Origin of the sequence: Cellulosimicrobium sp. E-16, assembly GCF_049913115.1 — a bacterium.
Lineage (GTDB): Bacteria > Actinomycetota > Actinomycetes > Actinomycetales > Cellulomonadaceae > Cellulosimicrobium.
The window spans coordinates 3,382,404-3,406,540 of the sequence record NZ_CP183974.1 but is presented as its reverse complement, the minus strand read 5'-3'; the positions used below and the strand labels follow the sequence as shown (position 1 = coordinate 3,406,540).

At 73.7% G+C, this 24,137-nt stretch carries 19 protein-coding genes; 10 read left to right on the top strand and 9 right to left on the bottom strand.

Annotation, left to right across the window (positions count from 1 at the left end):
- Positions 1–233 precede the first annotated feature (233 nt).
- From ACN9MS_RS14990 to ACN9MS_RS14975, 4 genes are all read left to right on the top strand, one after another.
- Positions 234–2,087 (top strand): glycosyltransferase, encoded by a 1,854-nt coding sequence (locus tag ACN9MS_RS14990; RefSeq protein ID WP_426309290.1) that lies wholly within the window; start codon positions 234–236, stop codon positions 2,085–2,087.
- A 78-nt stretch (positions 2,088–2,165) separates the two neighbouring features.
- Positions 2,166–2,984, top strand: a complete 819-nt coding sequence (locus tag ACN9MS_RS14985; RefSeq protein WP_426309289.1) for an ABC transporter permease — start codon at positions 2,166–2,168, stop codon at positions 2,982–2,984.
- Positions 2,984–3,736, top strand: coding sequence for an ABC transporter ATP-binding protein (locus ACN9MS_RS14980; RefSeq protein ID WP_426309288.1), 753 nt, complete (start codon positions 2,984–2,986; stop codon positions 3,734–3,736). Before ACN9MS_RS14985 ends, ACN9MS_RS14980 begins: the two co-directional genes overlap by 1 nt.
- Positions 3,737–3,875: 139 nt before the next feature.
- Positions 3,876–5,903 (top strand): hypothetical protein, encoded by a 2,028-nt coding sequence (locus tag ACN9MS_RS14975; RefSeq protein ID WP_426309287.1) that lies wholly within the window; start codon positions 3,876–3,878, stop codon positions 5,901–5,903.
- Positions 5,904–5,962: 59 nt separating this feature from the next.
- Here ACN9MS_RS14975 and ACN9MS_RS14970 read toward each other — a convergent pair whose 3' ends face one another.
- From ACN9MS_RS14970 to ACN9MS_RS14955, 4 genes are all read right to left on the bottom strand, one after another.
- Positions 5,963–8,122 carry an acyltransferase family protein gene (locus ACN9MS_RS14970; protein ID WP_426309286.1) on the bottom strand — a complete coding sequence of 720 codons (2,160 nt, stop codon included), beginning with the start codon at positions 8,120–8,122 and terminating at the stop codon, positions 5,963–5,965.
- 74 nt (positions 8,123–8,196) lie between these two features.
- The gene (locus tag ACN9MS_RS14965; RefSeq protein ID WP_426309285.1) at positions 8,197–9,141 is read right to left on the bottom strand and encodes a glycine betaine ABC transporter substrate-binding protein; all 945 of its coding nucleotides are present in this window, start codon (positions 9,139–9,141) and stop codon (positions 8,197–8,199) included.
- 103 nt (positions 9,142–9,244) lie between these two features.
- On the bottom strand, positions 9,245–10,114 hold the full coding sequence (locus ACN9MS_RS14960; RefSeq protein WP_426309284.1) for an ABC transporter permease: 870 nt from the start codon (positions 10,112–10,114) through the stop codon (positions 9,245–9,247).
- Positions 10,111–11,469 carry a quaternary amine ABC transporter ATP-binding protein gene (locus ACN9MS_RS14955; RefSeq protein ID WP_426309283.1) on the bottom strand — a complete coding sequence of 453 codons (1,359 nt, stop codon included), beginning with the start codon at positions 11,467–11,469 and terminating at the stop codon, positions 10,111–10,113. The genes ACN9MS_RS14960 and ACN9MS_RS14955 overlap by 4 nt, the downstream gene beginning before the upstream one ends.
- Positions 11,470–12,037: 568 nt before the next feature.
- On the opposite strand from ACN9MS_RS14955, the gene ahcY reads away from it, so the two are divergent.
- From ahcY to ACN9MS_RS14930, 5 genes are all read left to right on the top strand, one after another.
- Positions 12,038–13,600 carry an adenosylhomocysteinase gene (gene ahcY / locus ACN9MS_RS14950; protein WP_426309282.1) on the top strand — a complete coding sequence of 521 codons (1,563 nt, stop codon included), beginning with the start codon at positions 12,038–12,040 and terminating at the stop codon, positions 13,598–13,600.
- Between the two features lie 34 nt (positions 13,601–13,634).
- Positions 13,635–14,252, top strand: coding sequence for a hypothetical protein (locus ACN9MS_RS14945; RefSeq protein WP_426309281.1), 618 nt, complete (start codon positions 13,635–13,637; stop codon positions 14,250–14,252).
- A 93-nt stretch (positions 14,253–14,345) separates the two neighbouring features.
- Positions 14,346–15,866 carry a sensor histidine kinase gene (locus ACN9MS_RS14940; RefSeq protein WP_426309280.1) on the top strand — a complete coding sequence of 507 codons (1,521 nt, stop codon included), beginning with the start codon at positions 14,346–14,348 and terminating at the stop codon, positions 15,864–15,866.
- 115 nt (positions 15,867–15,981) lie between these two features.
- Positions 15,982–16,641 carry a response regulator transcription factor gene (locus ACN9MS_RS14935; RefSeq protein ID WP_087472475.1) on the top strand — a complete coding sequence of 220 codons (660 nt, stop codon included), beginning with the start codon at positions 15,982–15,984 and terminating at the stop codon, positions 16,639–16,641.
- 335 nt (positions 16,642–16,976) lie between these two features.
- A complete protein-coding gene (locus ACN9MS_RS14930; protein WP_426309279.1) occupies positions 16,977–18,185 on the top strand; it encodes an acyltransferase family protein in 1,209 nt (402 codons plus the stop codon).
- Here the strand turns inward: ACN9MS_RS14930 and ACN9MS_RS14925 are convergent.
- Positions 18,158–18,976, bottom strand: coding sequence for an RDD family protein (locus ACN9MS_RS14925; RefSeq protein ID WP_426309278.1), 819 nt, complete (start codon positions 18,974–18,976; stop codon positions 18,158–18,160). The two genes, ACN9MS_RS14930 and ACN9MS_RS14925, sit on opposite strands and share 28 nt — an antisense overlap.
- 89 nt (positions 18,977–19,065) lie before the next feature.
- Between ACN9MS_RS14925 and ACN9MS_RS14920 the strand changes: the two genes are divergently transcribed.
- Entirely contained in the window at positions 19,066–20,055 is a 990-nt protein-coding gene (locus tag ACN9MS_RS14920) for a stage II sporulation protein M (RefSeq protein WP_378233952.1), read from the top strand.
- A gap of 59 nt (positions 20,056–20,114) precedes the next feature.
- Here ACN9MS_RS14920 and ACN9MS_RS14915 read toward each other — a convergent pair whose 3' ends face one another.
- The 4 genes from ACN9MS_RS14915 to ACN9MS_RS14900 all read right to left on the bottom strand — a co-directional run bounded on the left by ACN9MS_RS14915 (position 20,115) and on the right by ACN9MS_RS14900 (position 24,135).
- Complete coding sequence (locus ACN9MS_RS14915) at positions 20,115–21,425, bottom strand: winged helix DNA-binding domain-containing protein (protein ID WP_426309277.1); 1,311 nt, start codon at positions 21,423–21,425, stop codon at positions 20,115–20,117.
- Positions 21,426–21,432: 7 nt separating this feature from the next.
- Complete coding sequence (locus ACN9MS_RS14910; protein WP_255318720.1) at positions 21,433–21,555, bottom strand: hypothetical protein; 123 nt, start codon at positions 21,553–21,555, stop codon at positions 21,433–21,435.
- 170 nt (positions 21,556–21,725) lie between these two features.
- Positions 21,726–23,018, bottom strand: coding sequence for a DUF58 domain-containing protein (locus tag ACN9MS_RS14905; protein ID WP_426309276.1), 1,293 nt, complete (start codon positions 23,016–23,018; stop codon positions 21,726–21,728).
- A gap of 10 nt (positions 23,019–23,028) precedes the next feature.
- Complete coding sequence (locus ACN9MS_RS14900) at positions 23,029–24,135, bottom strand: AAA family ATPase (RefSeq protein ID WP_426311903.1); 1,107 nt, start codon at positions 24,133–24,135, stop codon at positions 23,029–23,031.
- Positions 24,136–24,137 lie beyond the last annotated feature (2 nt).

Sequence of the window (24,137 nt, the reverse complement as noted above, 5' to 3'; positions counted from 1 at the left end):
GGGTGCGGAGGACCGCCCCGAGGCCGACCCGAGTTTACGCCAGCGTCGCCCGACGGACGTGCCGTCGACGCGTTCGTGAACGCGATCTGCACATTCTGTGAACCAGACCGATTTCGCCCGTCCTGAGCGGTCGGGCCGGTAGCCTGTGCCATCGAGCCGACGCGCCGCCTCAGCAGGTGCTGCGCACGTCTTCGGCCGTCCGGATCTTCGACCCATCCTGCGAGGCGCCCACCGTGATCACCGTCCAGCACGTCGTCTACCCCACGGATCTGGACAAGCTCCCGTTGTACGTCGAGAGCCCGCGCGGAGCGACCTCGTCGATCGACGTGGTCTCGCGCCGCACGGCCCGTCTGGTCGCCGGGAGCGACGTCTCGTTCGCCTCCTACTTCAACGCCTTCCCCCTGATGCACTGGGCGGCGAGCACCGCGGTGACGTCCGTGACGCTGGAGATCGAGCTGGCCGGACGCGGGCAGGTCCGCCTCGTGCGCACGGACGCCCGCGGGCACGCGACGCGGCTCGAGGCGGTCCGGTTCGACGGCGAGGAGACCGTGCGGCTCGAGGTGGCCACGGCCGGGGCGGCCGACGGCGGCTGGTGCTGGTTCGAGATCACGGCGTCGACCGACGTCGAGATCGGCCCCGGGCACTGGGAGGTGGACGGGACCGCGGCGGCCGGCACGGTGACCGTGGCCGTGACGACGTTCAACAAGCCCGACTACTGCGTGCGGACGCTGCGGGCGCTGGGCACGGACGACGACGTGCGCCAGGTCCTGGACCGGGTCGTCGTCGTGGACCAGGGCACGCAGAAGGTCGCGGCGGAGCCGGGCTTCGAGGAGGCGCGCGAAGGCCTCGGGGACCGGCTGAAGATCGTGGACCAGCCCAACCTCGGCGGCTCGGGCGGCTTCTCGCGCGGCATGCTCGAGGCGGTCGCGCACGGCTCCACGCACGTCCTGCTCCTCGACGACGACGTCGCGGTCGAGCCGGAGAGCATCTTCCGTGCCGTGCGCTTCGCGGACGCCTGCTCGCGGCCCACCATCGTCGGCGGCCACATGTTCGACATGTACCGCCCCACCAACCTGCACGCGGTGAGCGAGATCGTGCAGCAGTCCAACTTCATGTGGGGCCCCGCGGACCCCGACCACCGTCTCGTCGACTTCTCGGACGAGTCGCTGCGCTCGACGCGGTGGCTGCACCGGAGGCCGCGCGCGGACTACAACGGCTGGTGGATGTGCCTGATCCCGACGGCGGTCGTCCGCGAGATCGGGTTGTCGATGCCGTTCTTCATCAAGTGGGACGACGCGGAGTACGGGCTGCGCGCCAAGGCGGCGGGCGTCCCGACGGTCTCGCTCCCCGGCGTCGCGCTGTGGCACATCACGTGGCAGGACAAGGACGACGCGATCGACTGGCAGGCGTACTTCCACGCCCGCAACCGCGTGGTCTCCGGGCTGGTCCACTCCACCGAGGACCACGGCGGTGCCCTCCTCGCGGACAGCAGCCGGCTCAACCTCAAGCACCTCCTCTCGATGCAGTACTACGCCGTGACGCTCCGCAACGCGGCTCTCCGCGACGTGCTGAAGGGTCCGGGCGAGCTCCACGCGACGATGGGGACGCGGCTCGGTGAGCTGCGCGCGCTGGCCAAGGAGTTCGGCGAGGCCCGGAGCTACACCGTCGACGCCCCGGCTCCGGTGGCGGCCCGCAAGGACGTGCCGCCCACCGCCCGGAAGCACGGTCCCCGAGGTGCGGCGCTCGCGGTCTTCACGCTGCGCGCCGTCGCGCGTCAGCTCCTCGTCCCCGTGCGCCCCGAGAAGCGGAGCCGTCCGGACGCCCAGCTCGAGCGGGGCCAGGGGGTCTGGTGGGAGCTGCCGCGGTACGACAGCGTGCTCGTCCTGGCCGGAGAGGACCGTACGGGGAACTGGTACGTGCGAGACCGCAAGGCGTTCGTCGGGCTCTGGCGGGAGTCGTTCGCGCTGCACCGAGAGCTCAAGCGGCGCTGGCCCGAGGTGCAGAAGGCGTACCGCGACCAGGCGTCCGCGCTCGTCGCCCCCTCGGCATGGCGCGCGACGATCGGGATCACCGATGGCGACGACTGACCGTCCGTCCGCAGGGTCTCACGGCGGTAGGGTGTGCGACGGCCTCGTGTGCGAGGCGTCCAGCACGTGGAGGCAGAAGTGAGTGATGCAGGCGTCGTCGCGGCCGTGAACAGGCCGATGGCGCTGTGGAGGGCCCGTTCGGTCCTGGGCCTCCTGGTCCGGCGAGACCTCAAGGTCCGGTACGCGGACTCGCTGCTCGGGTACTTCTGGTCGATCCTCGACCCGTTGCTCATGGCCGCGGTCTACTGGTTCGTCTTCACCAAGATCTTCCCGCGCTCGGTCGGGGAAGAGCCGTACATCATCTTCCTCCTCGCCGCGCTGCTGCCCTGGACCTGGTTCCAGAACTGCGTGGGCGACAGCGCCAACTCGCTCCAGCACGACTCCCGCCTGGTGCGGTCGACGCGCCTGCCCCGTGAGGTCTGGCCGCTCCGCGTGGTGATGTCGAAGACCGTGGAGTTCGGGTTCTCGATGCCCGTGCTCGCCGTGTTCCTCCTCATCTTCCAGCCGGAGATCAACGGCCACATCTGGCTCTTCCCCGTCGCGATCGTCATGCAGCTCGTCCTGCTCTCCGGGGTCGGCCTGCTGCTGGCGCCGCTCCAGGTGCTCCTGCGCGACATCGAGCCGCTCATCCGGGTCGCGATGCGCGTGCTCTTCTACGCGTCGCCCGTGCTGTACGGGATCCAGGACGTGTACAACGCGGGGATCCCGCAGGTCCTCAAGACGCTGTACCTGCTCAACCCCATGAGCGGGATCATCACGGCGTTCCGGGCGGGGTTCTTCCCTGACGCCGTGCACTGGGACGCGATCGCGATCGCCGGCGGGGTCTCGGTGTTCACCCTCGTGCTCGGCTGGATCGTCTTCGCGCGGACCGAGCGTTCCATGCTGAAGGAGCTGTGATGGCGACGACCTCGCTCGCCGGGCTGCCCGACCCCATCATCTCGGTGAAGGACGTCGGCGTGCAGTTCGACCGCGGCCGCCGCAGCGCGGGCCTGCGGCAGATGATCCTGCGTCGTGACAAGGGCCCGGCCCGCGACTCGTTCTGGGCTCTGCGCAACGTCTCGTTCGACGTCTCTCCAGGTGAGGCGATCGGGGTGATCGGTCGGAACGGTCAGGGCAAGTCGACGCTCCTCAAGGTCGTCACGGGCGTCCTCCTCCCGGACGAGGGCCGGGCGACCGTGAAGGCCGACGTGTCCCCGCTCATCGAGATCACGGGCGGGTTCGTCCCCGACCTCACGGGCCGGGAGAACATCTACCTCGCCGCCGGCCTGCACGGGATGTCGAAGAAGGAGATCGACGAGCGCTTCGACGAGATCGTCGACTTCGCCGAGATCCACAAGTTCCTCGACTCGCCCTACCGGCACTACTCCTCGGGGATGCAGGTCCGTCTCGCCTTCTCCGTGGTCTCGCAGCTCGACGGCCCCATCCTGCTCGTCGACGAGGTCCTGGCGGTCGGGGACAAGGCGTTCCGCGACAAGTGCTACCAGCGGATCGGCGAGCTGCTGTCCGCCGGGCGCACCCTGTTCCTCGTCTCGCACAACAACGACGACCTGAGGCGGTTCTGCACGCGCGGGCTCTACCTGCGAGCTGGTGAGCTGCGCGCCGACGGGCCGCTCGACGACGTCCTGGAGCAGTACGCCAGGGAGCACTGACCTCGCGGACCTGAGCGCCGCCGTCAGCGCGGGTGAATTCCTTGCGGATCCTCGGCGGGAAGGGTCGTGACCGACCTCCGGTCGACTACGGTTCTCTCGCCGGCCAGGGCGGCCGGACCCGTCACCGCCTGGAGCTGCAGTGTTCCTCTTCTCGCACGACGCCGCGTCGCCGCGGCATCGGCTTCTCGCCCCGGCCGTGGTCGCAGCGCTCGTCCTCACGCCGCTCGCGGCGGTCCCCGCGGCGGCCCAGGAGCCCACCCAGCGGCCGGCGGCGCTCGTCGCGGAGCCCGGTGCGGGCCCGGTCGTCGAGCTGGTCGACGCGGTCGGCACGGCCCCGTCGGAAGACGTGCAGGAGACCACGGAGGTCGTGGTCGCTCCCAGGACGAGCCCGGTCCTCGTCGGCGAGGCACGTGTCGGCGCGACGCTGGGCGTCGCTTCGGACCCGTGGGGTCCTGACGGCGTCGAGCTCGCGGTCTCCTGGTACGCCGACGGCACCCTGATCGACGGCGCCGTCGCCACCGAGCTCGAGATCTCGCCGTCGCTCGTCGGGGCGCGCGTGCACGCGGAGCTCGTCGGGTCCCTCCCCGGCTCCGGCGCGGCGCCCGTGACCCGTGCGACCGCCGCGACGGAGCCGGTCGCGGAGGGCTCCCTCCCCGGACCGGACCCCGTCGTCGAGGGGACCGCAGCGGTCGGGAGCACGGTCGTCGCCGTCGTCGACTGGGGCGAGGACGTCGCCCTCTCCTACCGCTGGCTGCGTGATGGCGTCCCCGTCGACGAGGCGCTCGACGCGGCCTACACCGCCACGCCCGCGGACGAGGGTCGCGAGCTCGTCGTGGAGGTGACCGGGACCAGGGCCGGCTACGCGACGCGCACGTCGTCGAGCGCGCCCGTCACCGTCGCCGCGGGCACGCTCCTCCCGCAGGTGCCGGTCGTGACCGGAACGGCCCGCGTGGGCGCGACCCTCGTCGCCTCGCCCGGGACCTGGTCGCCGTCGGCCACGTTCTCGTACCAGTGGCGTCGAGGTACGGCGGCGATCGCCGGGGCGACGGGCGTGTCCTACGTGCTCTCGGCTGCCGACATCGGTCAGCAGGTCAGCGTGGTCGTCACCGGGGCGTCGCCGGGGTACGCGCCGCGCGAGGTCGCGAGCGCGCCGACGGCCAAGGTCGTCGCGGGCGTGCTCACCGCGCCGACGCCGGTCGTGTCCGGCACCGCGCGCGTCGGCTCGCGGCTGACGGCGGCGGCGGGGTCGTGGACGGCGGGCACGCGCCTGGCCTACCAGTGGTCCGTCGGTGGGGCGAGGGTGACGGGTGCGACCGGTGCGACGTTCACCCCGCGCGTCGCCGACCGAGGCAAGACCGTCACCGTCACCGTGACGGGGACGAACGCCGGTTACACGACCCGTGCCGTGACGAGCAAGGCGACCGCGAAGGTCGCGGACGGTGTCCTGGCTCCCGGGGCGGTCAAGATCTCCGGGACCGCGAGGGTCGGGTCCGTGCTCAAGGTCACCGCCGGCACGTGGACGCCGAAGCCCACGCTCTCCTACCAGTGGAAGCGCAACGGGGTCGCCATCAAGGGAGCGACGAAGACCTCGTACACGCTCGCCGTCGCCGACCACGGGAAGCGGATCACGGTGACGGTCACCGGTCGCGCGACGGGCTACACCTCGCGGAGCGCGACGAGCGCCGCGACGGCCGGGGTCGTCCGGGCGTTCGTGCGCACGGTCGTCCCCGTGATCGCCGGCACGGCGCAGGTCACCAAGACCCTCACCGTGCGGCCAGGTGCCTGGTCGCCCGCAGCGACCTTCGGCTACCAGTGGAAGCGCAACGGGGTCGCCATCCCCGGCGCCACCCGGTCGACCTACAAGCTCGTCGCGGCGGACCAGGGCAAGAAGATCACCGTGACCGTGACGGGCAAGAGGGGCGGCTGGGTCACGGCGTCCCGCACGAGCGCCGCGACCGCCGCGGTGAAGGCCCCGCCGCGACCGTCGCGCACCACACCGGTGAGCACGTGGAACTGCCCGTCCTGGGCGCCGATCAAGGGCAACCGGAACAGCATGATCTACCACGTCCCGGGCGGCCGGTACTACGCGGCGACCAAGCCGGAGGAGTGCTTCACGACGGCGGCGGCCGCGCGCGCTGCGGGCTACCGCGCGTCCAAGAACGGATGACCTGACAGGGCCGTCGGCCGTGCGGCGACTCCGTCTCCGCTCGGCCGACGGTCTCGACCTCAGCCCTCGCGCGCGACGATGCCGGCGATCTCGCCCTCGAGCCCGAGCGCGTACTGCTTGTTGAGGTGGTCGCGGTCGGCGTAGACCGGCAGCCCGCCGACCACCGCATAGCAGCGCTCGGCGTCGCAGAAGCGGTCCGTGAGGTCGACGGGGACGAGGCTGCCTGGACCGTCCGCCGGTCGGCTCGCGGCCTCGAGCATGGGGTCCGCGGGCTGGGCGACGCCCCGGTCGACCGCGCACTCGACCGGTGACTGCGGGTTGAGGATCGCACAGTCCTTGTCGCGGACCATGCCGTTCATCGGCGGGTCGCCGAGCACGTAGACGTCGGTCCCGGCCTCGAGCCACGGCTGCCAGAACGACCGGAAGCCCTCGACGTACTGCTCGGTAGTGCTCCGGCCCGAGCCGTCGTCGACCTGCTCCGCGCGGGCAAAGCTCGACGTGAACACCATGTCGGGCTTCTCGGCGGAGATCTCGTCGTGCACGGCGTCGCGCCACTCGTCGCACTGCGCGCGCTTCTCCGCGGTCGCGGGATTCCCCCGGTACCCGACGTACTCGACGTCGGCCGGCGGGCACGCGCCCAGGAAGCTGAGCGTCACCTGCCAGCCCTGCTCGTCGGCGATCTCCAGCAGCGGCGCCTGCCACTGCTGCGCGTGGGAGTCGCCCATGACCCACACCCGGGGTGCGTCGGGCCCGCCGCCGAAGTCGCACCGCACGGTCGTCTTGGTGCCGTCGATCTCCAGCCAGGACCCGGCCTGCCCGCACGCGTCGGGGTGGTCGAGGACGTAGTACTTGCTGTCCTCGCCGAGGACGGGGTTGACGGCGGGGCCGAACGGGTCGTCGCACGGTGCGCCGGCAGCGAGCGCGGCCGGTCCGTAGCAGGCGGCATCAGCAGCGGCCGCCTGCTGCGCCGCGCGCTCCGCCTCGGCCGCGGAGCGTCCCGCGGCGGCGTGCAGCCCCAGGGCGAGCGCGCCGACGACCGCCATGCCCGCCAGCATGAGGACGAACGACCGGCGTGGCCGGACGGACGCCCAGCGCCACGTCCGTCCCTTGTCCTCGACCAGGATCTTGGTGACCCACGCCAGCGCGACGGACGCGACGGCGATGCCCAGCTTGTCCACGGTCGTGAGCGACCGGCTCAGCGCGAACGGAGCCACGACGATCAGGGGCCAGTGCCACAGGTAGACGGAGTAGGAGACGTCGCCGAGGACCTGGACCGGGCGCAGCGCCGTGACCCGGTCGTGGAGCAGCGGACGGCGCTCCGTCCCGGCCAGGATCACGGCGGCCGTGCCGAGCGCGGGGATCGCGGCGAGCCAGCCGGGGAACGGCGTGGCGTGGTCGTAGACGATCGCGGTGGCGGCGATGGTCGCGAAGCCCGCCAGGGCGAGCACGTTCGCCGCCGCGCCGTTCAGCCGCACGCGGGTCGCGCCGAGCGCGAGGAGACCACCGAGCGCGAACTCCCAGAACCGGACCGGCGTGACGAAGTACGCCTCGCTCGGCGAGCGGACGGTCATGACGACGCTCAGGACGAGCGAGAGCGCGCCGACGGCGAGGACCCCGGCGGCGACCGCGCGCCGTGGCCGGGCCGCCGCGCGCCCGCCCCTGACGGCCACGAGGTAGAGGCCGAGCAGCAGGAGCGGCCAGAAGAGGTAGAACTGCTCCTCGACCGACAGCGACCAGTAGTGCTGCGCGACGGTGGCGTCGTCGTTGAGCGCGGAGTAGTTCACGGAGCGCGCGGCGAGCGCCCAGTTCTCGACGTAGAACGCGGACGCCGCGATCTCCTGCGCGCTGCGTGACCACGCCGTGTACGGCAGGAAGGCCCAGACGGCGACGGCGGAGACCGCCAGGACGAGGAGCGCCGCCGGCAGGAGGCGTCGGACGCGGCGCGCGTAGAACGTCGCGAGCCGGACGCGCCCCGTCGAGAGCAGCTCCTTGAGCAGGTGCGACGTGATGAGGAAGCCGGAGATGACGAAGAAGACGTCCACGCCGACGTAGCCGCCCGGGAGCCGGTTCGGCCACAGGTGGTTGAGGACGACCGCTCCGACCGCGATCGCGCGGAGCGCCTGGACGTCCGTCCTGGGCGCTGCCGGCGTGCCGCCGGACGCACGGGGCGCGGCGTGCCGCGGGGGGTGCGTGCGGAGCTCGGTCTGGGGAGAGGTCACCGCACGATGATAGAGAGGCGACGGCCGCCCCCCGTACGGGAGGCGGCCGCCGCGCTCGTGGTCCTGCCCGGGCGTCAGACGCCTGCGGACTCCTTGAGGTCGTCGACGAACGTCGGGTTCGCCTCGAGCCAGGCCTGGACGGCCTCGGCCTCGTCGGCGTACTCGTCGGAGTTGAACATCATGTTCTCGAGCGAGAAGAGCTGCTCGTCGTCCAGCGTGAACGCACCGAACAGCTTGGTCAGCGTCGGGTAGCGCTCCTCGAAGTCGGACGAGCCCCACATGTGGATCTTCTCGGCCTCGCCGAGCGCGCCCTCGGGGTCCTCCAGGTCGCGGACGGGGAACTCGTCGTAGGCCCAGTGCGGGCGCCACAGCGTCACGGCGATGTTCTCGCCGGCGTCGGTCGCGCCCTTGAGCTCGGCGAGCATCGCGGGCGTGGAGGAGATGGAGTAGTCCATGCCCTCGAGCCCGTAGGTCGGGACGACCTGGTCCTGGGTGATCTCGGTGAGCCCGGCGCCGGCCTCGATCCCGACGAGCTTGTTGCCGTACTCGTCGGCCATGCCGGCGAGGTCCTCGAGCGACTGCGCGGGCGAGTCCTCGTTCACCGCGATGGTGAGCTTCGCGTCGTCGTACCAGTAGCCGAGGTCGGTGACCTCGTCGCCGTACTCCTTCTCGTACGAGGCGTGCGTGTAGGGCAGCCAGACGTCGAGCGTGACGTCGAAGTCACCGCCGGCGAGGCCGGTGTAGATGACGCCGACGTCGGCGGTCTGGGAGGAGACGTCGTAGCCCTCCTCCTCGAGGATCGCGGTCCACAGGTGGGAGACGGCGATGCCCTCGTCCCACCCGGAGGGGATGCCGATGGAGATCGACGTCTCGTCCTCCCCGGTGGAGCCGCCGTCCGAGCCGCCAGAGCCGGAGTCGGAGGCGCAGGCGGTGAGGGCGAGGCCGAGGACGGCGGTCGCTGCGACGGCGGCGGAGCGACGGACGGTGCGGCGGGTGGTGCGGGTACGTGCGGGGGTCATGCTGTCCTTCCCTGGGTCCGGACGGACCCGGTCGGTGTGCCCGGCGCCGGGGGTGCGGCGGGCTGGTTCCCGGCGCTGCGGCCGGGTTCGGTTCGGACGTGCCTCAGACGCGTGCTGCGGCGAGGGCGCGCGAGACGGGGGCGCGGTCGCCGAGCGCGGAAGTCACGCGGTCGAGGAACATGGCGAGGATGACGACGGCGAGACCGGCCTCGAAGCCGAGCGCGACGTTGACGCGCTGGAGCGCGGCGACGACGTCGTTGCCGAGGCCGCCGGCGCCGACCATGCCCGCGATGACGACCATGGAGAGCGACAGCATGATGACCTGGTTGACGCCCGCCATGATGGTCGGCAGCGCGAGCGGGAGCTGGATCTGTCGCAGGATGCGGCCCGGGGTCGAGCCGAACGCCTGGCCTGCCTCCACGACCTCCTTGTCCACCTGCCGGATGCCGAGCTCGGTGAACCGGACGCCGGGGGCCATGGCGAAGATGATCGTCGCGATGATCCCGGGCACGGGGCCGGTGAGGAAGATGACGACGGTCGGGATGAGGTAGACGAACGCCGGCATGGTCTGCATGAAGTCGAGGACCGGACGCACGACCGTGGAGACGCGGTCGTTCCGCGCGGCCCAGATGCCGAGCGGGATCGCGACGACGAGGGCCAGGACCGCGGAGAGCAGGACGAGCGCGAGGGTGTCCATCGCGTTGTCCCACTGGTCGACGCCCGCGATGACGACGAACCCGACGAGCGAGCCCAGTGCGAGCTTCCAGCCCTTGGCCAGGAGCGCGAGCAGCGCGAGCGCGAGCGCGACGACCCAGAACGGCGGGCTCGACAGGATGGTGTCCAGCCCGTCGTAGATGCCGACGAGCACGTCCTTGACGAAGCGGAAGAGCGGCCGGAACGTCGAGGTCATCCAGTCGACGAACGTGTCGACCCACTCGCCGAGCGGGATGCGGGGGACGAGGGTGTCGTTCACGCGGCACCTCCCTCGGTCGTCGGGTCGGAGTCCACGGCGGCGTCCGCGACCGTCTCGTCCGCCACGGACGGCGCGCCGAGGTCGATCTCGCCGGTGCGCGGCTGGTCCGGCGGGACCATGGCCTCGAGCAGCGTGACGCGCGGGACGACGCCGACGAGGCGGCCCTCGGCGTCGGTCACGGGCACCGGGAGCGAGGACTCGGCGGCCGGGGCGAAGATCTCCGCGAGGGGCGTGTCCGGGGACACCGGCGCGACGCCGTCGTGCACGAGGTCGGCGATGGACTCCTGGCCGGCCTTGAGCGCGGCAACGGCGTCGTCGTCGCGCACGACGCCGTGCAGCACCCGCTGGCGGTCGACGACGTACGCGGCCGACACCTGTGCCTCGCGCATGGCCCGGCTCGCCTGGCGCGGCCCGCCGCTCACGGGCACGACGACCGCGGGGCGCACCATCACGGACGAGGCCGTGAGGACGCGCGTGCGGTCGACGTCGGCGACGAACTGGGCGACGTAGTCGTTGGCCGGGTCGGAGAGGATCTGCTCGGCGGTGCCGATCTGGACGATCCGCCCGTCGCGCATGACGGCGATGCGGTCGCCCAGGTGCATGGCCTCGTTGAGGTCGTGCGTGATGAAGACGATCGTCTTGCCGAGGCGCTGCTGGAGGTCGAGGAGCTGCTCCTGCATCTCGCGCCGGATGAGCGGGTCGAGCGCGCTGAACGCCTCGTCCATGAGCAGGACGTCGGTGTCGGCGGCGAGCGCGCGGGCGAGGCCGACGCGCTGGCGCATGCCGCCCGAGAGCTGCGACGGGAGCGAGTCCTCCCACCCGCCGAGCCCGACGAGGTCGAGGGCGGTGCGGGCCTTCTCGCGGCGCTCGGCCTTGCCGACGCCCTGGATCTCCAGCGGGTAGGCGGCGTTGTCGAGCACGGTGCGGTGGGGGAGGAGCGCGAAGTGCTGGAAGACCATGCTCACGCTGCTGCGGCGCAGGGCGCGCAGCTGCTTGGCGTCGGTGGTCGCGAGGTCGGTGCCGCCGACCACCACGTGGCCGGCCGTCGGCTTCCACAGGCCGTTGAGCATGCGGATGAGCGTCGACTTGCCGGAGCCGGAGAGGCCCATCACGACGAAGATCTCGCCGCGGCGCACCTCGAAGGAGGCGTCGATGACCGCAGCGGTCCCGAGCGCCTTGACGTCGTCGCGCGCCGCGCCCTGCTCGAGCCGGCGGATCGCCTCGACGGGCCGGCGGCCGAAGACCTTGTAGACGTCGCGGACGGAGACCGCGACGTCGGCGGCGGTCGTGCTCGGCTCGGTCTGCTCGGGTACTGCGGTCGTGCTGTCTGGCGGGGTGATGCTGGGGGCAGTCATGCGGGCGGGTCTCGCCACCTTCCGTGCGGGGGACCGGCACGCCCCGCGCGAGGACGGCGCCAGAGGGGTCCGGCGGCGGCGTCTCGGGAGCGCGGCACGTGGCCCCTGATCGCGTCGCGGTCGGGCGCCCGGAGGCGACCTCCGCGCTCGGCGCGCAGCGGGCCACATGCTGGTCCGACGTCAATCGGTACTCCAGCACCCTGCCTGATTCGAGGTTCAACTTCTACCTAGGGGTCGTGGATCGGGGGCTGTTCTAGGACGATTCTTGACCGAGCATCGTTGCAACGGTGCGGATGACGAACGATTGCGGATCGTTATCCCTTTGTGATCTTGAGATGGTCAAGCATTCGTGTTACGCGCGCGCCCGGGCGCGCGCGCAGGACGAACGGTGTGACCCGCGCCGGGCGCCCGCTCGCCGGGGCCGGTCGGCATCGTCGTCGGTAGGCTGGGACCGGGCGGGCCGCGGTCCCGTCCGGCGCGGACGGGAGCCCCCAGCGCAGCCACCGGCCGACCACCGGACCGGCCGGTACCACCGGCCCGACCGGCACCGAGAACGCACAGGAGAACCATGTCCACCACAGCGCCCGCCCCGACGACCGGAACCCCGGGAGCCACCCCCGGCTTCGACGAGGTCCCCGGCGGCTACAAGGTCCGCGACCTCTCCCTCGCGGAGGCGGGCCGCCACCAGCTCCGCCTCGCCGAGCACGAGATGCCCGGCCTCATGGCGCTGCGCGCCGAGTACGGGGAGTCGCAGCCGCTCGCCGGGGCCCGGATCGCCGGGTCGCTCCACATGACCGTGCAGACCGCCGTCCTCATCGAGACGCTCGTCGCGCTCGGGGCGCAGGTGCGCTGGGCGAGCTGCAACATCTTCTCCACGCAGGACGAGGCCGCGGCCGCCGTCGTCGTCGGGCCGCACGGGACGCCCGAGGACCCGCAGGGTGTGCCCGTCTTCGCGTGGAAGGGCGAGAGCCTCGAGGAGTACTGGGACTGCACCGAGCAGATCCTCGTGTGGCCCGGCGACGAGTCGCCGAACCTCATCCTCGACGACGGCGGCGACGCCACGATGCTCGTCCACCTCGGGCTCCAGTACGAGCGCGCGGGCGTCGTCCCGCCCGACACCCTGCCGGGCGAGCCGGACCACACGCACGAGATGAACGTCGTGCGCGCCGTGCTGCGCCGCGCGCTCGAGGCCGACCCGCTGCGCTGGACGACCATCGCCCAGGCGATCCAGGGCGTCACCGAGGAGACGACGACGGGCGTGCACCGCCTCTACCAGCTCGCCGAGGCCGGCGAGCTGCTCTTCCCGGCGATCAACGTCAACGACTCGGTCACCAAGTCGAAGTTCGACAACAAGTACGGCATCCGCCACTCGCTGCCCGACGGCATCAACCGCGCGACCGACGTCCTCATGGGCGGCAAGGTCGCGTTCGTCGCCGGGTACGGCGACGTCGGCAAGGGCGCGGCCGAGGCGTTCCGCGGCCAGGGCGCGCGCGTCATCGTGTCCGAGGTCGACCCGATCTGCGCGCTCCAGGCCGCGATGGACGGCTACCAGGTCGCCCGGATCGAGGACGTGCTCGGCGAGGCCGACTTCTTCGTCACGACCACGGGCAACAAGGACGTGATCCGCGCCGAGCACCTCGTCGCGATGAAGGACAAGGCCGTCGTCGGCAACATCGGCCACTTCGACAACGAGATCGACATGGCGGGCCTCGCCGAGGTGCCGGGCGTCTCCCGCACCGAGATCAAGGCGCAGGTCCACGAGTGGACGTTCGCCGAGCCCGGCCCGGGCGGGCAGCCTGCGGGCCGCTCGATCGTCGTGCTGTCGGAGGGACGCCTGCTCAACCTCGGCAACGCGACCGGCCACCCGTCGTTCGTCATGAGCAACTCGTTCTCCAACCAGGTGATCGGCCAGATCGAGCTGTTCCAGGACGCGACGGGTGCCGAGCGCGAGGGCCGCGAGCGGTCGTACGCGCGCCAGGTCTACCGCCTGCCCAAGGTGCTCGACGAGAAGGTGGCCCGCCTGCACCTCGACGCGCTCGGCGTGCGGCTCACCGAGCTCTCGCCGTCCCAGGCCGACTACCTCGGCGTCCCGGTCGAGGGCCCGTACAAGCCCGAGCACTACCGCTACTGAGCGCGGGCGACCGCTCGCGCCACGAGGAGGCCGCATGGACCTGTCGCCCGACGAGCGTCGCTCCGCCGTGCCCTCGCCCCCCACGGGCGGGGGCACGGCGGGACGGGCCGGTCCGCCGGTCGACGGTGAGCCGGAGGGGCCGCCCCCAGGCGTCAGGCCGTTGTGGCACCGGGTGGGCGACCGGTGGGAGCGCGAGCCCCCGCACGACCTGCTCTACGGCGCGATCGTCGCCGGGTTCGTCATGGCGGTGTCGAGCGTGCACGCCCCGACGGGGGACCGGGTGATCATCGCGACGGGCCTCGTCGCCGTCGGGTACTGGCTCGCGCACTGCTACGTGGACGCTGTCAGCGGGCGCTTCCACGACAGCGGGCACTCCCTGTGGGACCGCACCCTCACGGCGCTGCGGCTCAACGTCGGGGTGCTGCTCGGCGCGGTCCCCGGGATGGTGGTCTACCTGCTCGCCTACGCGTTCGGGCTCGACGTGGAGAACGCGGCACTCGTCGCGGTGTGGTTCACCGTGCTCCTCCTCGGCGTCGTCGGCTTCCTCGCCGCCTACCGGGCGGGCGCCCGGGGCCGCCGCCTCGTCGGGGAGACCCTGCTCGCCACCGCGTTCGCGGGCGTGGTCATCGCCGTCAAGTACCTCCTGCACTGACCCGGCCGCGCCGGGTGACACGGGGGTTGTCCCCACCCCGGCGCGGCGGAGGCCACCCTGTCGCCGTGACCACGGCACGCCCAGACTGGCACCATGACTGCCGTGACCCCTGACCAGCCGAGCGTCGTGCCCGCGGGCGACCCGACGTCGGGCACCCCGACCCCGGGACCGGCGCAGGGCCCCCTGACGGCGCCGACCGCACCCGCGAGGGACGTCGCCGCGACGTCCGCGACGGCGATGGACGCGACGACGTTCGCCGGCACGCAGCCCGACCCGCGGTACGTCGACCACCGCGAGCGGGTGGCGTTCGCGAGCGCGCCGTTCCACCGGCAGACGTGGCGCGCGTACGGGTACCTGTGGCTCGCGATCCTCCTCGCGCCGTTCGCGTTCACCTACGGGCTGTTCGCGGTCGTCTTCCTCGTGGCGATGCTGGTGCCGGTCATCGGCCTCGTGGTCGCGGGGTGGGTCGTGGTCGGCGGGCGGGGCTGGGGCTCGATGTACCGGTCCCTGGCGCGCTCGGCGCTCGGCATCGACGTCGCCGCCCCCGCGCCGTACGTCCGGCGCCGCGGGTTCTGGAGCACGCTGTGGAGCGGCATCGGCGACGGGACCGGCTGGCGGGCCGTGCTCTTCCTCCTCGTCACGTTCCCCCTCGCGATCGTGTCCTTCGTCGTGAGCACGGTGTTCCTCGCCGTGGGGCTGGGCGGGATGACGCACTGGATCTGGTCGCGCTGGCTCCCCCTGCAGCAGGCGAGCGACGGGTCGTGGCACCGTGGCGCGTCGTTCGGCACGGACTGGTTCGTCGACACCCCGGTGCGGCAGCTCGGCCTCGTCGTCGTCGGCCTGCTCTTCCTCTGGCTCTGGGCGCAGATCACGCGGGGCTTCGCGCAGCTCTTCCGCGCGCTCACCGTGGCGCTGCTCGGCCCGACCCTCTCGAGCCTGCGCGTCGCCGACCTCGAGGAGTCGCGCGGCCGCACCGTCGAGGACGCCGACGCGAAGCTGCGGCGCATCGAGCGCGACCTGCACGACGGCACGCAGGCCCGCCTGGTCGCCGTCGCGATGCAGCTCGGGGAGGCCAAGGAGCAGCTCGCCGGGGGCGGCGACCCCGACGAGGCGCTCGAGCTCGTCGACCTCGCGCACTCGTCGACCAAGGAGGCGCTCGTCGAGCTCCGCGAGCTCGCGCGCGGCATCCACCCGCCGGCGCTCGACAACGGGCTCGCGGTCGCGCTGGAGACGCTCGCGGCACGCTCGCCGCTGCCGGTCACGGTCGACGTCGACCCCGCCGTCGAGGCGTCCGGGCGGCTCGCGCCGGCCGTGGAGTCGATCGCGTACTTCTGCGTCGCCGAGCTCGTGACGAACGCGGTCAAGCACGCGCGGGCGACGGGCGTGTACGTGCTCGTCGAGCGGCAGGGCAGCGGCCGCGGGGCGCGCCTGCGCCTGCGGGTGCGCGACGACGGCCAGGGCGGCGCGCGCGTCGTGCAGCCCGGCTCCGACGGCCAGCGGTCCGGCCTCGCGGGCCTCGCGGAGCGCGTGCGCTCCGTGGACGGCACGTTCGAGCTCACGAGCCCGGTCGGCGGCCCCACCGTCGTCACGGTCCTCCTGCCCGTGCGGGTCTGACGTGCGCACGGACGACCGTGTCCTGCCGGGACGTGTGGACGGCGTCGGGCACGATGTCCCCGGGGCACCACGCCCGCCGGGGCCGTCGCACGGCCCGCCCGACCGGAAGGACACCATGCGGCTCGTCATCGCCGAGGACTCCGCCATCCTGCGCGACGGGCTCGTCGCGCTCGTCACGCGCCGCGGCCACGAGGTCGTGGCGGCGGTCGCGGACGGCGACGAGCTCGTCGCGCGGGTCGCCCGGCTCGCGGCCGAGGACGCCCTGCCCGACGTCGCGGTCGTCGACATCCGCATGCCCCCGACGTTCACCGACGAGGGCCTGCGCGCCGCCCTCGCGCTGCGCGCCGCGCACCCCGACCTCGGGGTGCTGCTGTTCTCGCAGTACGTCGAGACGAGGTTCGCGAGCGAGCTGCTCACCGGGGGAGCGCGCGGCGTCGGGTACCTGCTCAAGGACCGCGTCGCGGACGTCGGCGAGTTCGTCGACGCGCTCACGCGCATCGCGGCCGGGCAGACCGTGCTCGACCCCGAGGTCGTGAGCCAGCTGATGGGCGCCTCGCGGTCCGACGACGGGCTGGCGCGCCTCACGCCGCGCGAGACGGAGGTCCTGGAGCTCATGGCGCAGGGGCGGTCGAACTCCGCCATCGCGGAGGCGCTGTTCCTCTCCTACGGCGCGGTCGAGAAGAACGTCACGTCGATCTTCGGCAAGCTCGGTCTGCCCCAGGACGCGGGCGACCACCGCCGCGTGCTCGCCGTGCTGCGCTACCTCAAGGTCTGAGCGGGGGCGGGGGACAACCCCCGTCGGACCAGGTGGTCCGCCGCGGCAGGGCCGGGGGACCGTCCCGTACCGGGACGAACAGGATGTTTCGAGACTGGTGACCACCGGGGATCCTCCCGGGCACGCCGACCTTGGAGCATCCCGTGGCCGTCCTGTCGCCGCCGCCGTCCCCGACCCGTGCGCCGTCCCGCGCGCGACCCGCACCCGCCCACCCGTCGCCCCCGGGCGGGGCGCAGGCCCACCGGGACCGACCGCCGTCGGGCACCGCGCGGAGACCCGGCACCGCGCCGGTCCGGCTCCCTGCGGCGGACGACCCCCGCCGACCGCGGCGCGACGTGTTCGTCGACGCCGTGCGGGCCCTCGCGACGCTCAGCGTCCTCTCGGTGCACTGGCTCATGGCGGACGCGACGTGGGACGGTGAGCACCTGCGCATCGGCAACGCCCTCGCGCACGGCGCCGGCTGGACCGTCACCTGGGTCCTCCAGGTGCTCGCGCTCCTGTTCTTCGCCGCCGGAGCCTCGGCCGCGTACGGGCTGCGGCGCGGGCCCGGCGGCGGTCGCTCGCCCGGGCCGGCGGGTGCGGGGCGGGTGGTGGCCCGCCCGAGCGTCCTCGCCGACCTCGCGGCCGGGGCACGGCTCGCCGGGCGGCGCCTGCCCCGGCTGCTGCGGCCCGTCGGGGTGTTCGTCGGGGCGTGGGTCGTCGCGATCGGGGTGCTGCTCGCGGTCGGGCTGCCCGGGGACGCCGTGCGCTCGCTCGGGACGCTCGCGCCGCAGCTCCTGTGGTTCCTCGCGGTGTACCTCGGCCTCGTCGTGCTCACGCCGCTCCTGCGCCGCGCGCTGCACGCCGCGGGCTGGTGGGCCGTCGCCGCTCTCGTCGCCGCGCCGCTCGTCGTCGAGGCGCTCCGCTTCGGCGCCGGTCTGGAACGCCTCGCGCTCGTCGACGTGCTGCTCGTGTGGGCCGTGCCCTACGCGATCGGGCTCCTGTACGCCGACGCGCGCTCGGGGACGCGGGTCGTGCGGCGGGGACGCGTGGTGCCCGTCGCCGTCCTCCCGCGGCCGCTCGTGCTCGTCGGGGTCGGGCTCGCGGCGGCGGCGCTCGCGGCCCTGCTCGTCGTCGTCGGGCCGTACCCGGTCTCGCTCATCGGCATGCCGGGGGACGCGATGTCGAACCTCGGTCCGCCGACGGCGCCGGTCGTCCTGCACGCGGTCGCGCTCGTCGCGCTCGCGCTCGCCGCCCGAGGACCGCTCGTGCGCTGGGCGGACGGGCGCGGCCGGGGCGTCGTCGCGGGTCTCGCCCGACGGTCGATGACCGTCTACCTGTGGCACCTCACCGCGATGATCGTCGTCGTCGGGACGGTGCTCGTGGTGCTCGGCCAGCAGCTCCCGGCGCCGGGCAGCGCCGACTGGTGGGCGAGCCGCCCGGTCTGGTTCGGCGCCTTCGCGCTCGTGCTCCTGGGCATCTCCCGCGTCGTCGGCCGGTTCGAGGACGCGCGTCCCGTGCAGCGCGCGCCAGGGCGTCAGCGCGTGGGGTCGGGGATCGAGTAGGGGAGCCGGTGCAGCAGCTCGGCCTGCTCGCCGGCGAGCGCCTGCGCGCGCTGCGCCGTCGCCCAGTCCCGGTCGCGCCGCTCGGCGAGCACCGCCAGGAGGAACGTCTCCGGGTGCGTGCCGGGCGGTGGGCCGGGCGCCACGTACCGCTCGACCTGTCCCGCGAGCTCCTGGCCCAGCCGGGCCCGCGACGCCGGGTGGAGCTTGTCCGCACGCGCCAGGAACTGGCGCGCGGCGAGCGCGAGGCCGTCGGGCAGGCGGCGCATGTCCGCGTGGGACGCCCACGCGGCGAGGTACGGGGGCATGACGAGCGGCGCGAGCGTCGGCCGCCCGCCCCGCACCCGGATCGCGTAGGTCCCCGCCGCCATGTCGCCGAGGCGCTTGCCCTTGTCGTTCGTCAGCGACGCGACGAGCGCGACCGAGCCGAGCGTCAGCCAGATCTCGCCGATGCCGACCAGGGCGCGCAGGAAGGCGTGCCGGAAGCGGACCGGGCCGCCGTCGTCGCGCACGACGCGGATGCCCAGCGCCAGCTTGCCGAGCGAGCGGCCGCGCGAGAGCGTCTCGACCGTCGTCGGGATCACGACCATGACGAGGACGGCGAGCGCGATGCCGATGGCCGGGGCGAAGTCCGGGTCGACCAGCTCGAGCGAGCCCGACGTCGCGAAGAGCAGCGCGAACAGCGCGACGAAGAGCGTCAGCATGTCGAGGAAGAGCGCGAGGCCGCGCGTGACGAACGACGCCGGTCGCGCGTCGAGGACCACGCCCTCGCCGATCAGGATGCCGTCCCGCACGCTGCTCCTCGCCCTCGTTCCGCCACGGGTCCGTGCCCGCGCGCCGGTCGGCGCACCGGCGGCACGCCCTGTGTGGCAGGGTATCGGTCGTGGACCTCGACGCCTTCACCGACGTGCACCGCGCGCAGTGGGACCGCCTGGAGACCCTCACCTCGCGGCGCACGCTCGACGGCGCCGAGGCGGACGAGCTGGTCCGGCTCTACCAGGCCGTCGCGACGCACCTGTCGACCGTCCGGTCCGTCGCGCCCGACCCCGTGCTCATCTCGCGCCTCTCGGTCCTCCTGGGCAAGGCACGGACGCGCATCGCCGGGGCGCACGAGCCCGCGTGGCGCGACGTCGTGCGGTTCCTCACGGTGTCCCTCCCGGCCGCCTTGTACCGGATCCGGTGGTGGTCGGTCGGCGTGACGGTCGCGTGCCTCGTCGTGGCGCTCGTCGCCGGGATCTGGGTCGCGACGACGCCCGAGGGCCTCGCGTCCATGGGGCCTCCGAGCGTCCAGGAGAACTACGTGAACGAGGCGTTCGCGTCCTACTACGACCCCGGCCTCGACTTCGCCACCGTCGTCTGGACCAACAACGCCTGGATCGCGGCCCAGTGCATCGGGCTGGGCATCACGGGGATCTTCCCCGCCTACGTGCTGTTCTCGAACGCCGTGGCCATCGGGTCGACCGGCGGCATGATGGCCGCGCACGGCGAGCTCGGGCTGTTCCTCCAGCTCATCGCGCCGCACGGCCTGCTCGAGCTCATGTCCGTGTTCGTCGCCGGTGCCGCAGGTCTCCGGATCTTCTGGGCCTGGGTCGACCCCGGCCCGCTCCCGCGCTCGCGCGCCCTCGCCCAGGAGGGCCGCGCGCTCGTCACGGTCGCGATCGGGCTCGTCATCGCGCTCGCGATCTCCGGCGTCATCGAGGGCTTCGTCACGGGCTCGACCATGCCGTGGTGGCTCAAGATCGTCATCGGCGCGATCGCGCTCGCCGGGTTCTGGGTCTACACGATCGTGCTCGGCCGTCGTGCCGTGGCGGCCGGCGAGACCGGCGACCTCACCGCCGACCACGCGGGCGACGTCGCCCCGGTCGCAGCCTGACAGTTCTCCCGGCTCCTCTCCCGGGCTCCTGCTCTCGGCTCGGGGCTCGTGGGGTTCAGTCAGTCGTGCACGACGACGCGCGCCCGCGCGCCCGGCCACGCGCACCGGACCCAGTCCTCGGCGCGCGTGACGACCGCGTCGCGCACGCCGGGCTCGCGGAGCCGGTCCGCGGGAGAGCGGCGGACGTCGGCGTCGCCCATCCCGCCCGCAGCCGTACCGCGGCCGGCCGCGTCACCCGCGGGGCCGCGCAGCGGGCGCACCTCGACGTGCACGACATCGTCTGCCGGCGCGACGGCTGACGTCTCCTCGGTCGCCGCCCGGGCGGGGGCGGACGGGGTGGTCGTCGCTGTGGGGCGCGCCGTCCACGCCCCGGCCACGCGTCCGTCGACGAGCACCGTCGCCGCGACCTGGCCGTTGATGCTCACGACGCTCTTGACCGGCACGTCGCCGAGGACCCGCGTCCGGTCGTCGTGCGCCAGGACGAGGTTGTCGAAGTCGCCCGCGAGGACCGTCGGCACGGGGGCGTCGCCGGGCGGGCGGGGCGCGTCGGGGAGGTCGAAGAGCTCCTTGCCGTCCGGGCCGGTGAACGTCACGAGCTCGGGACGCAGCACGTCGAACGCGGCCTTGAGCCGGGTCAGCCCCGCCCACCGCTGCGCGTCGACCACGGAGGCCGGGCCGAACGCCGCCAGGTAGCGCCGCACGAGGACGACGCGGGTCGCGAGGACGGCGTCGGGGTCCGTGTCGTGCGCGACCGCGTCGAGGACCGGGTCGGAGCGGCCCAGCCAGGCGTGCGCCGTCGTCCAGGTGGTCGTGGTGCCCGGCCCGCTCGCGCCCCAGAGCCCGCGCGGCGGCACCTGGACCAGCGGCAGCAGGCAGCGCGCCCCGTACGCGAGGTGCTTGGGGTCGACGTCGGGCCACCGCTCCGCGAGCCGCCTGCCGAGCTCGACCGAGGTGAGCGGCTCCTCGAGGAGGTCGCGTGCGACCTCCTCGAGCTCGTCGAGGTCGACGTCGGCGAGGGCCGCGCCGTGCTGGTTCTTCGCCCGCAGGTACGCGGCGAGCGTCGGCCGCACCAGCGCGGTGAGCCCCAGCACGTCGTCCGCGGCGACCAGGTGCACCGTGCCGCGCAGCGCGCCCACGCGCACGACGTCACGGGCGGTGAGCAGCGAGCCCAGGTCGTCGGGCGTGAACGTCGCGAGCCGCGACCACAGCGCCGGGTACGGCGACGACGGCACCTGCGACTGAAGCCCCACGAGGTGCCGCACCTCGTCCAGCACCGACCCCGCGCGCGGGGCGTCGAGGTGCTGGCGCGCGAGCAGCGCACGGTTGAGGTCGTCGTGGCTCAGCCGCGGCCCGAACCGCCCGTCCACCATCGGCGGGTCAGGACAGGACGATCGCGAGCGCGGGGATGAGGAACGTCGCGAGGAGCGCCGCTACGACGATCATCGCGACGCGACGGTTGCGCCGTGCGCGCTGTCGGGGATCGGTCGGCTGCCAGGCCACGGGGTTCTCCTGAGCTCGGTGGAAATACCCGCACGACCCTACCTCGCCCGCGAAGGCAGCAACCGTGCTCGCGAGGTAGAACCCCCGGTCGCGAGGTAGAACGTGCGGAGCTCTATCTCGCGACCGGAGGTTCTACCTCGCGGTCGGCTGACCGCGCAGCGGCCCGGACGTCAGAGGCGGCCGGCGGCCTTGAGGGCGAGGTAGGTGTCGGCGAGGCGGGGGGCGAGGTCGTCGGGGAGGGCGTCGACGACCTCGACACCACGCTGGCGCAGGACGGTCGTCACGGCGGCGCGCTCGATCTCCCCGCGTGCCGCGGCGGCGGCGTCGTACACCTCGGCGGTGCCGGTGCGCTCGTCGCGCAGGGCGACGACCTCGGGGTCGCCGGCGGCCGCGAGCACGACCTGGTGCTTGGCCGTGAGCTGCCCGACGACGGGGAGCAGCCCGGTCTCGACCGCGGCGGCGTCGAGGGTGGACAGGAGCACGACGAGCGCGCGCTGGGACAGGCGCTCGTGCACCGCGCCGACGAGCCCGGGCCAGTCGGTCTCGAGCAGCGCGGGCTCGAGGGGGGCGAGCGCGTCGGCCATGGCGGGCATGAGGCGCGGACCGGCGGCCCCGGCGACGCGCGAGCGCACGGTGCGGTCGTACGCGACGAGCTCGACGCGGTCGCCCGCGCGGCCGGCGAGCGCGGCGAGCAGGAGCGCGGCCTCGATGCTCGCGTCGAGGCGCGGCTCGTCGCCGACGCGGGTCGCGGACGTGCGCGACGTGTCGACGACGATGAGCACGCGCCGGTCGCGTTCCGGTCGCCACGTGCGCACGACCATGTCCCGGCCTCGGGCGGACGCGCGCCAGTCGATCGAGCGGACGTCGTCGCCGAGCACGTACTCGCGCAGCGAGTCGAACTCGGTGCCCTCGCCGCGCACCTGGACCGCCGCGCGACCGTCCATCTCGCGCAGGCGCGCGAGCCGGCTCGGCAGGTGGCGGCGGGATGCGAACTCGGGGAGCACGCGCAGCCGGCCGGGCACGGTGATCGAGGCCTGGCGCGCGGCGAGGCGCAACGGGCCGAACGAGCGGATCGTGACCCGGTCGGCGACGCGCTCGCCGCGCCGGGTCGGCACGAGGACGGTGGTGACGCGCGTGGCCTCGCCGGGTGGCAGGTCGACCGGGTGCCGGTTGACCTGGGTCCCGGCCGACGGCGGCCACGCGTCCCGGACGAGCGCGCGCAGCCGCCGCGGTGCCAGGTTGGTAAGCGTGAGGCGCGACGTCGTCGTGTCGGTGAGCCGGACGGAGCCCGGGACGCGGCGCTCGATCGCGACGCGCCGCGGGGACGCCGCGAGCGACGCATCGAGCGCGCAGAGCGCGACGACGAGCAGCGTCCACACCAGCACCGTCCCCGGCACGGGGAACAGCAGCACGGGGACGATCCCGAGCGCCGTCAGCACGACGGCGCGCCACGTCAGGGCCACGTGCGACGCCTCAGCGGGGGACGGGGACGGACGCGAGCACGGTGTCGAGCACGCTCTCGGCCGTCACGCCCTCGAGCTCGGCCTCGGGCCGGAGCTGCACGCGGTGGCGCAGCGTCGGGTGCGCGAGGGCCTTGACGTCGTCGGGCGTCACGTAGGAGCGGCCGGACAGCCACGCCCACGCACGCGCCGTCGCGAGGAGCGCGGTGGCGCCGCGCGGGGAGACGCCGAGCGACAGCGAGGGGGAGTGGCGCGTCGCGCGGCACACGTCGACGGCGTAGCCGAGGACCTCGCGCGCGACCTGGACGCGCGCGACCTCCGCGCGCGCCCGGTCGAGCACGTCCCGCCCGGCGACGGGGCGCACGCCCGCGCCCGCGAGGTCACGCGGGTTGAACCCCGCGGCGTGCCGCGCGAGCACCTCGACCTCCTGCTCGCGCTCGGGCAGGGGCAGCACGACCTTGAGCAGGAAGCGGTCGAGCTGGGCCTCGGGCAGCGGGTAGGTGCCTTCGTACTCGACGGGGTTCTGGGTCGCGATGACGAGGAACGGGTCGGGCAGCGGGCGCGGGGTCCCGTCCACCGACACCTGGCGCTCCTCCATCGCCTCGAGGAGCGAGGCCTGCGTCTTGGGGGGCGTGCGATTGATCTCGTCCGCGAGCAGGAGGTTCGTGAAGACCGGCCCCTCGCGGAACGAGAACTCGGCGGTCCGCGCGTCGTACACGAGCGAGCCGGTGACGTCGCCGGGCATGAGGTCGGGCGTGAACTGCACGCGCTTGGTGCCGAGGTCGAGCGAGGCGGCGAGCGTGCGCACGAGCAGCGTCTTGGCGACGCCGGGCACGCCCTCGAGTAGCACGTGGCCCTTGCACAGCAGCGCGATGAGCAGGCTCGTCACGGCCCCGTCCTGCCCGACGACGGCCTTGCCGACCTCGGTGCGGACGGCGGCCAGTGCCTGGCGCAGCTCGGGAGACGGCGCGGGCGGCGCGTCGTGCACGGGCGCGGGTGCTGGTGCGGGTACGCCGGGCTGGCCGTAGGCAGCCGGGGGCGCGGTGGCGTAGCCCGGCGTCGGGGCTCCGGGACCGCCCGGTCCGGGCTCGTGCCCGGGGGCGCCGGCGGCCGCGCTCACGC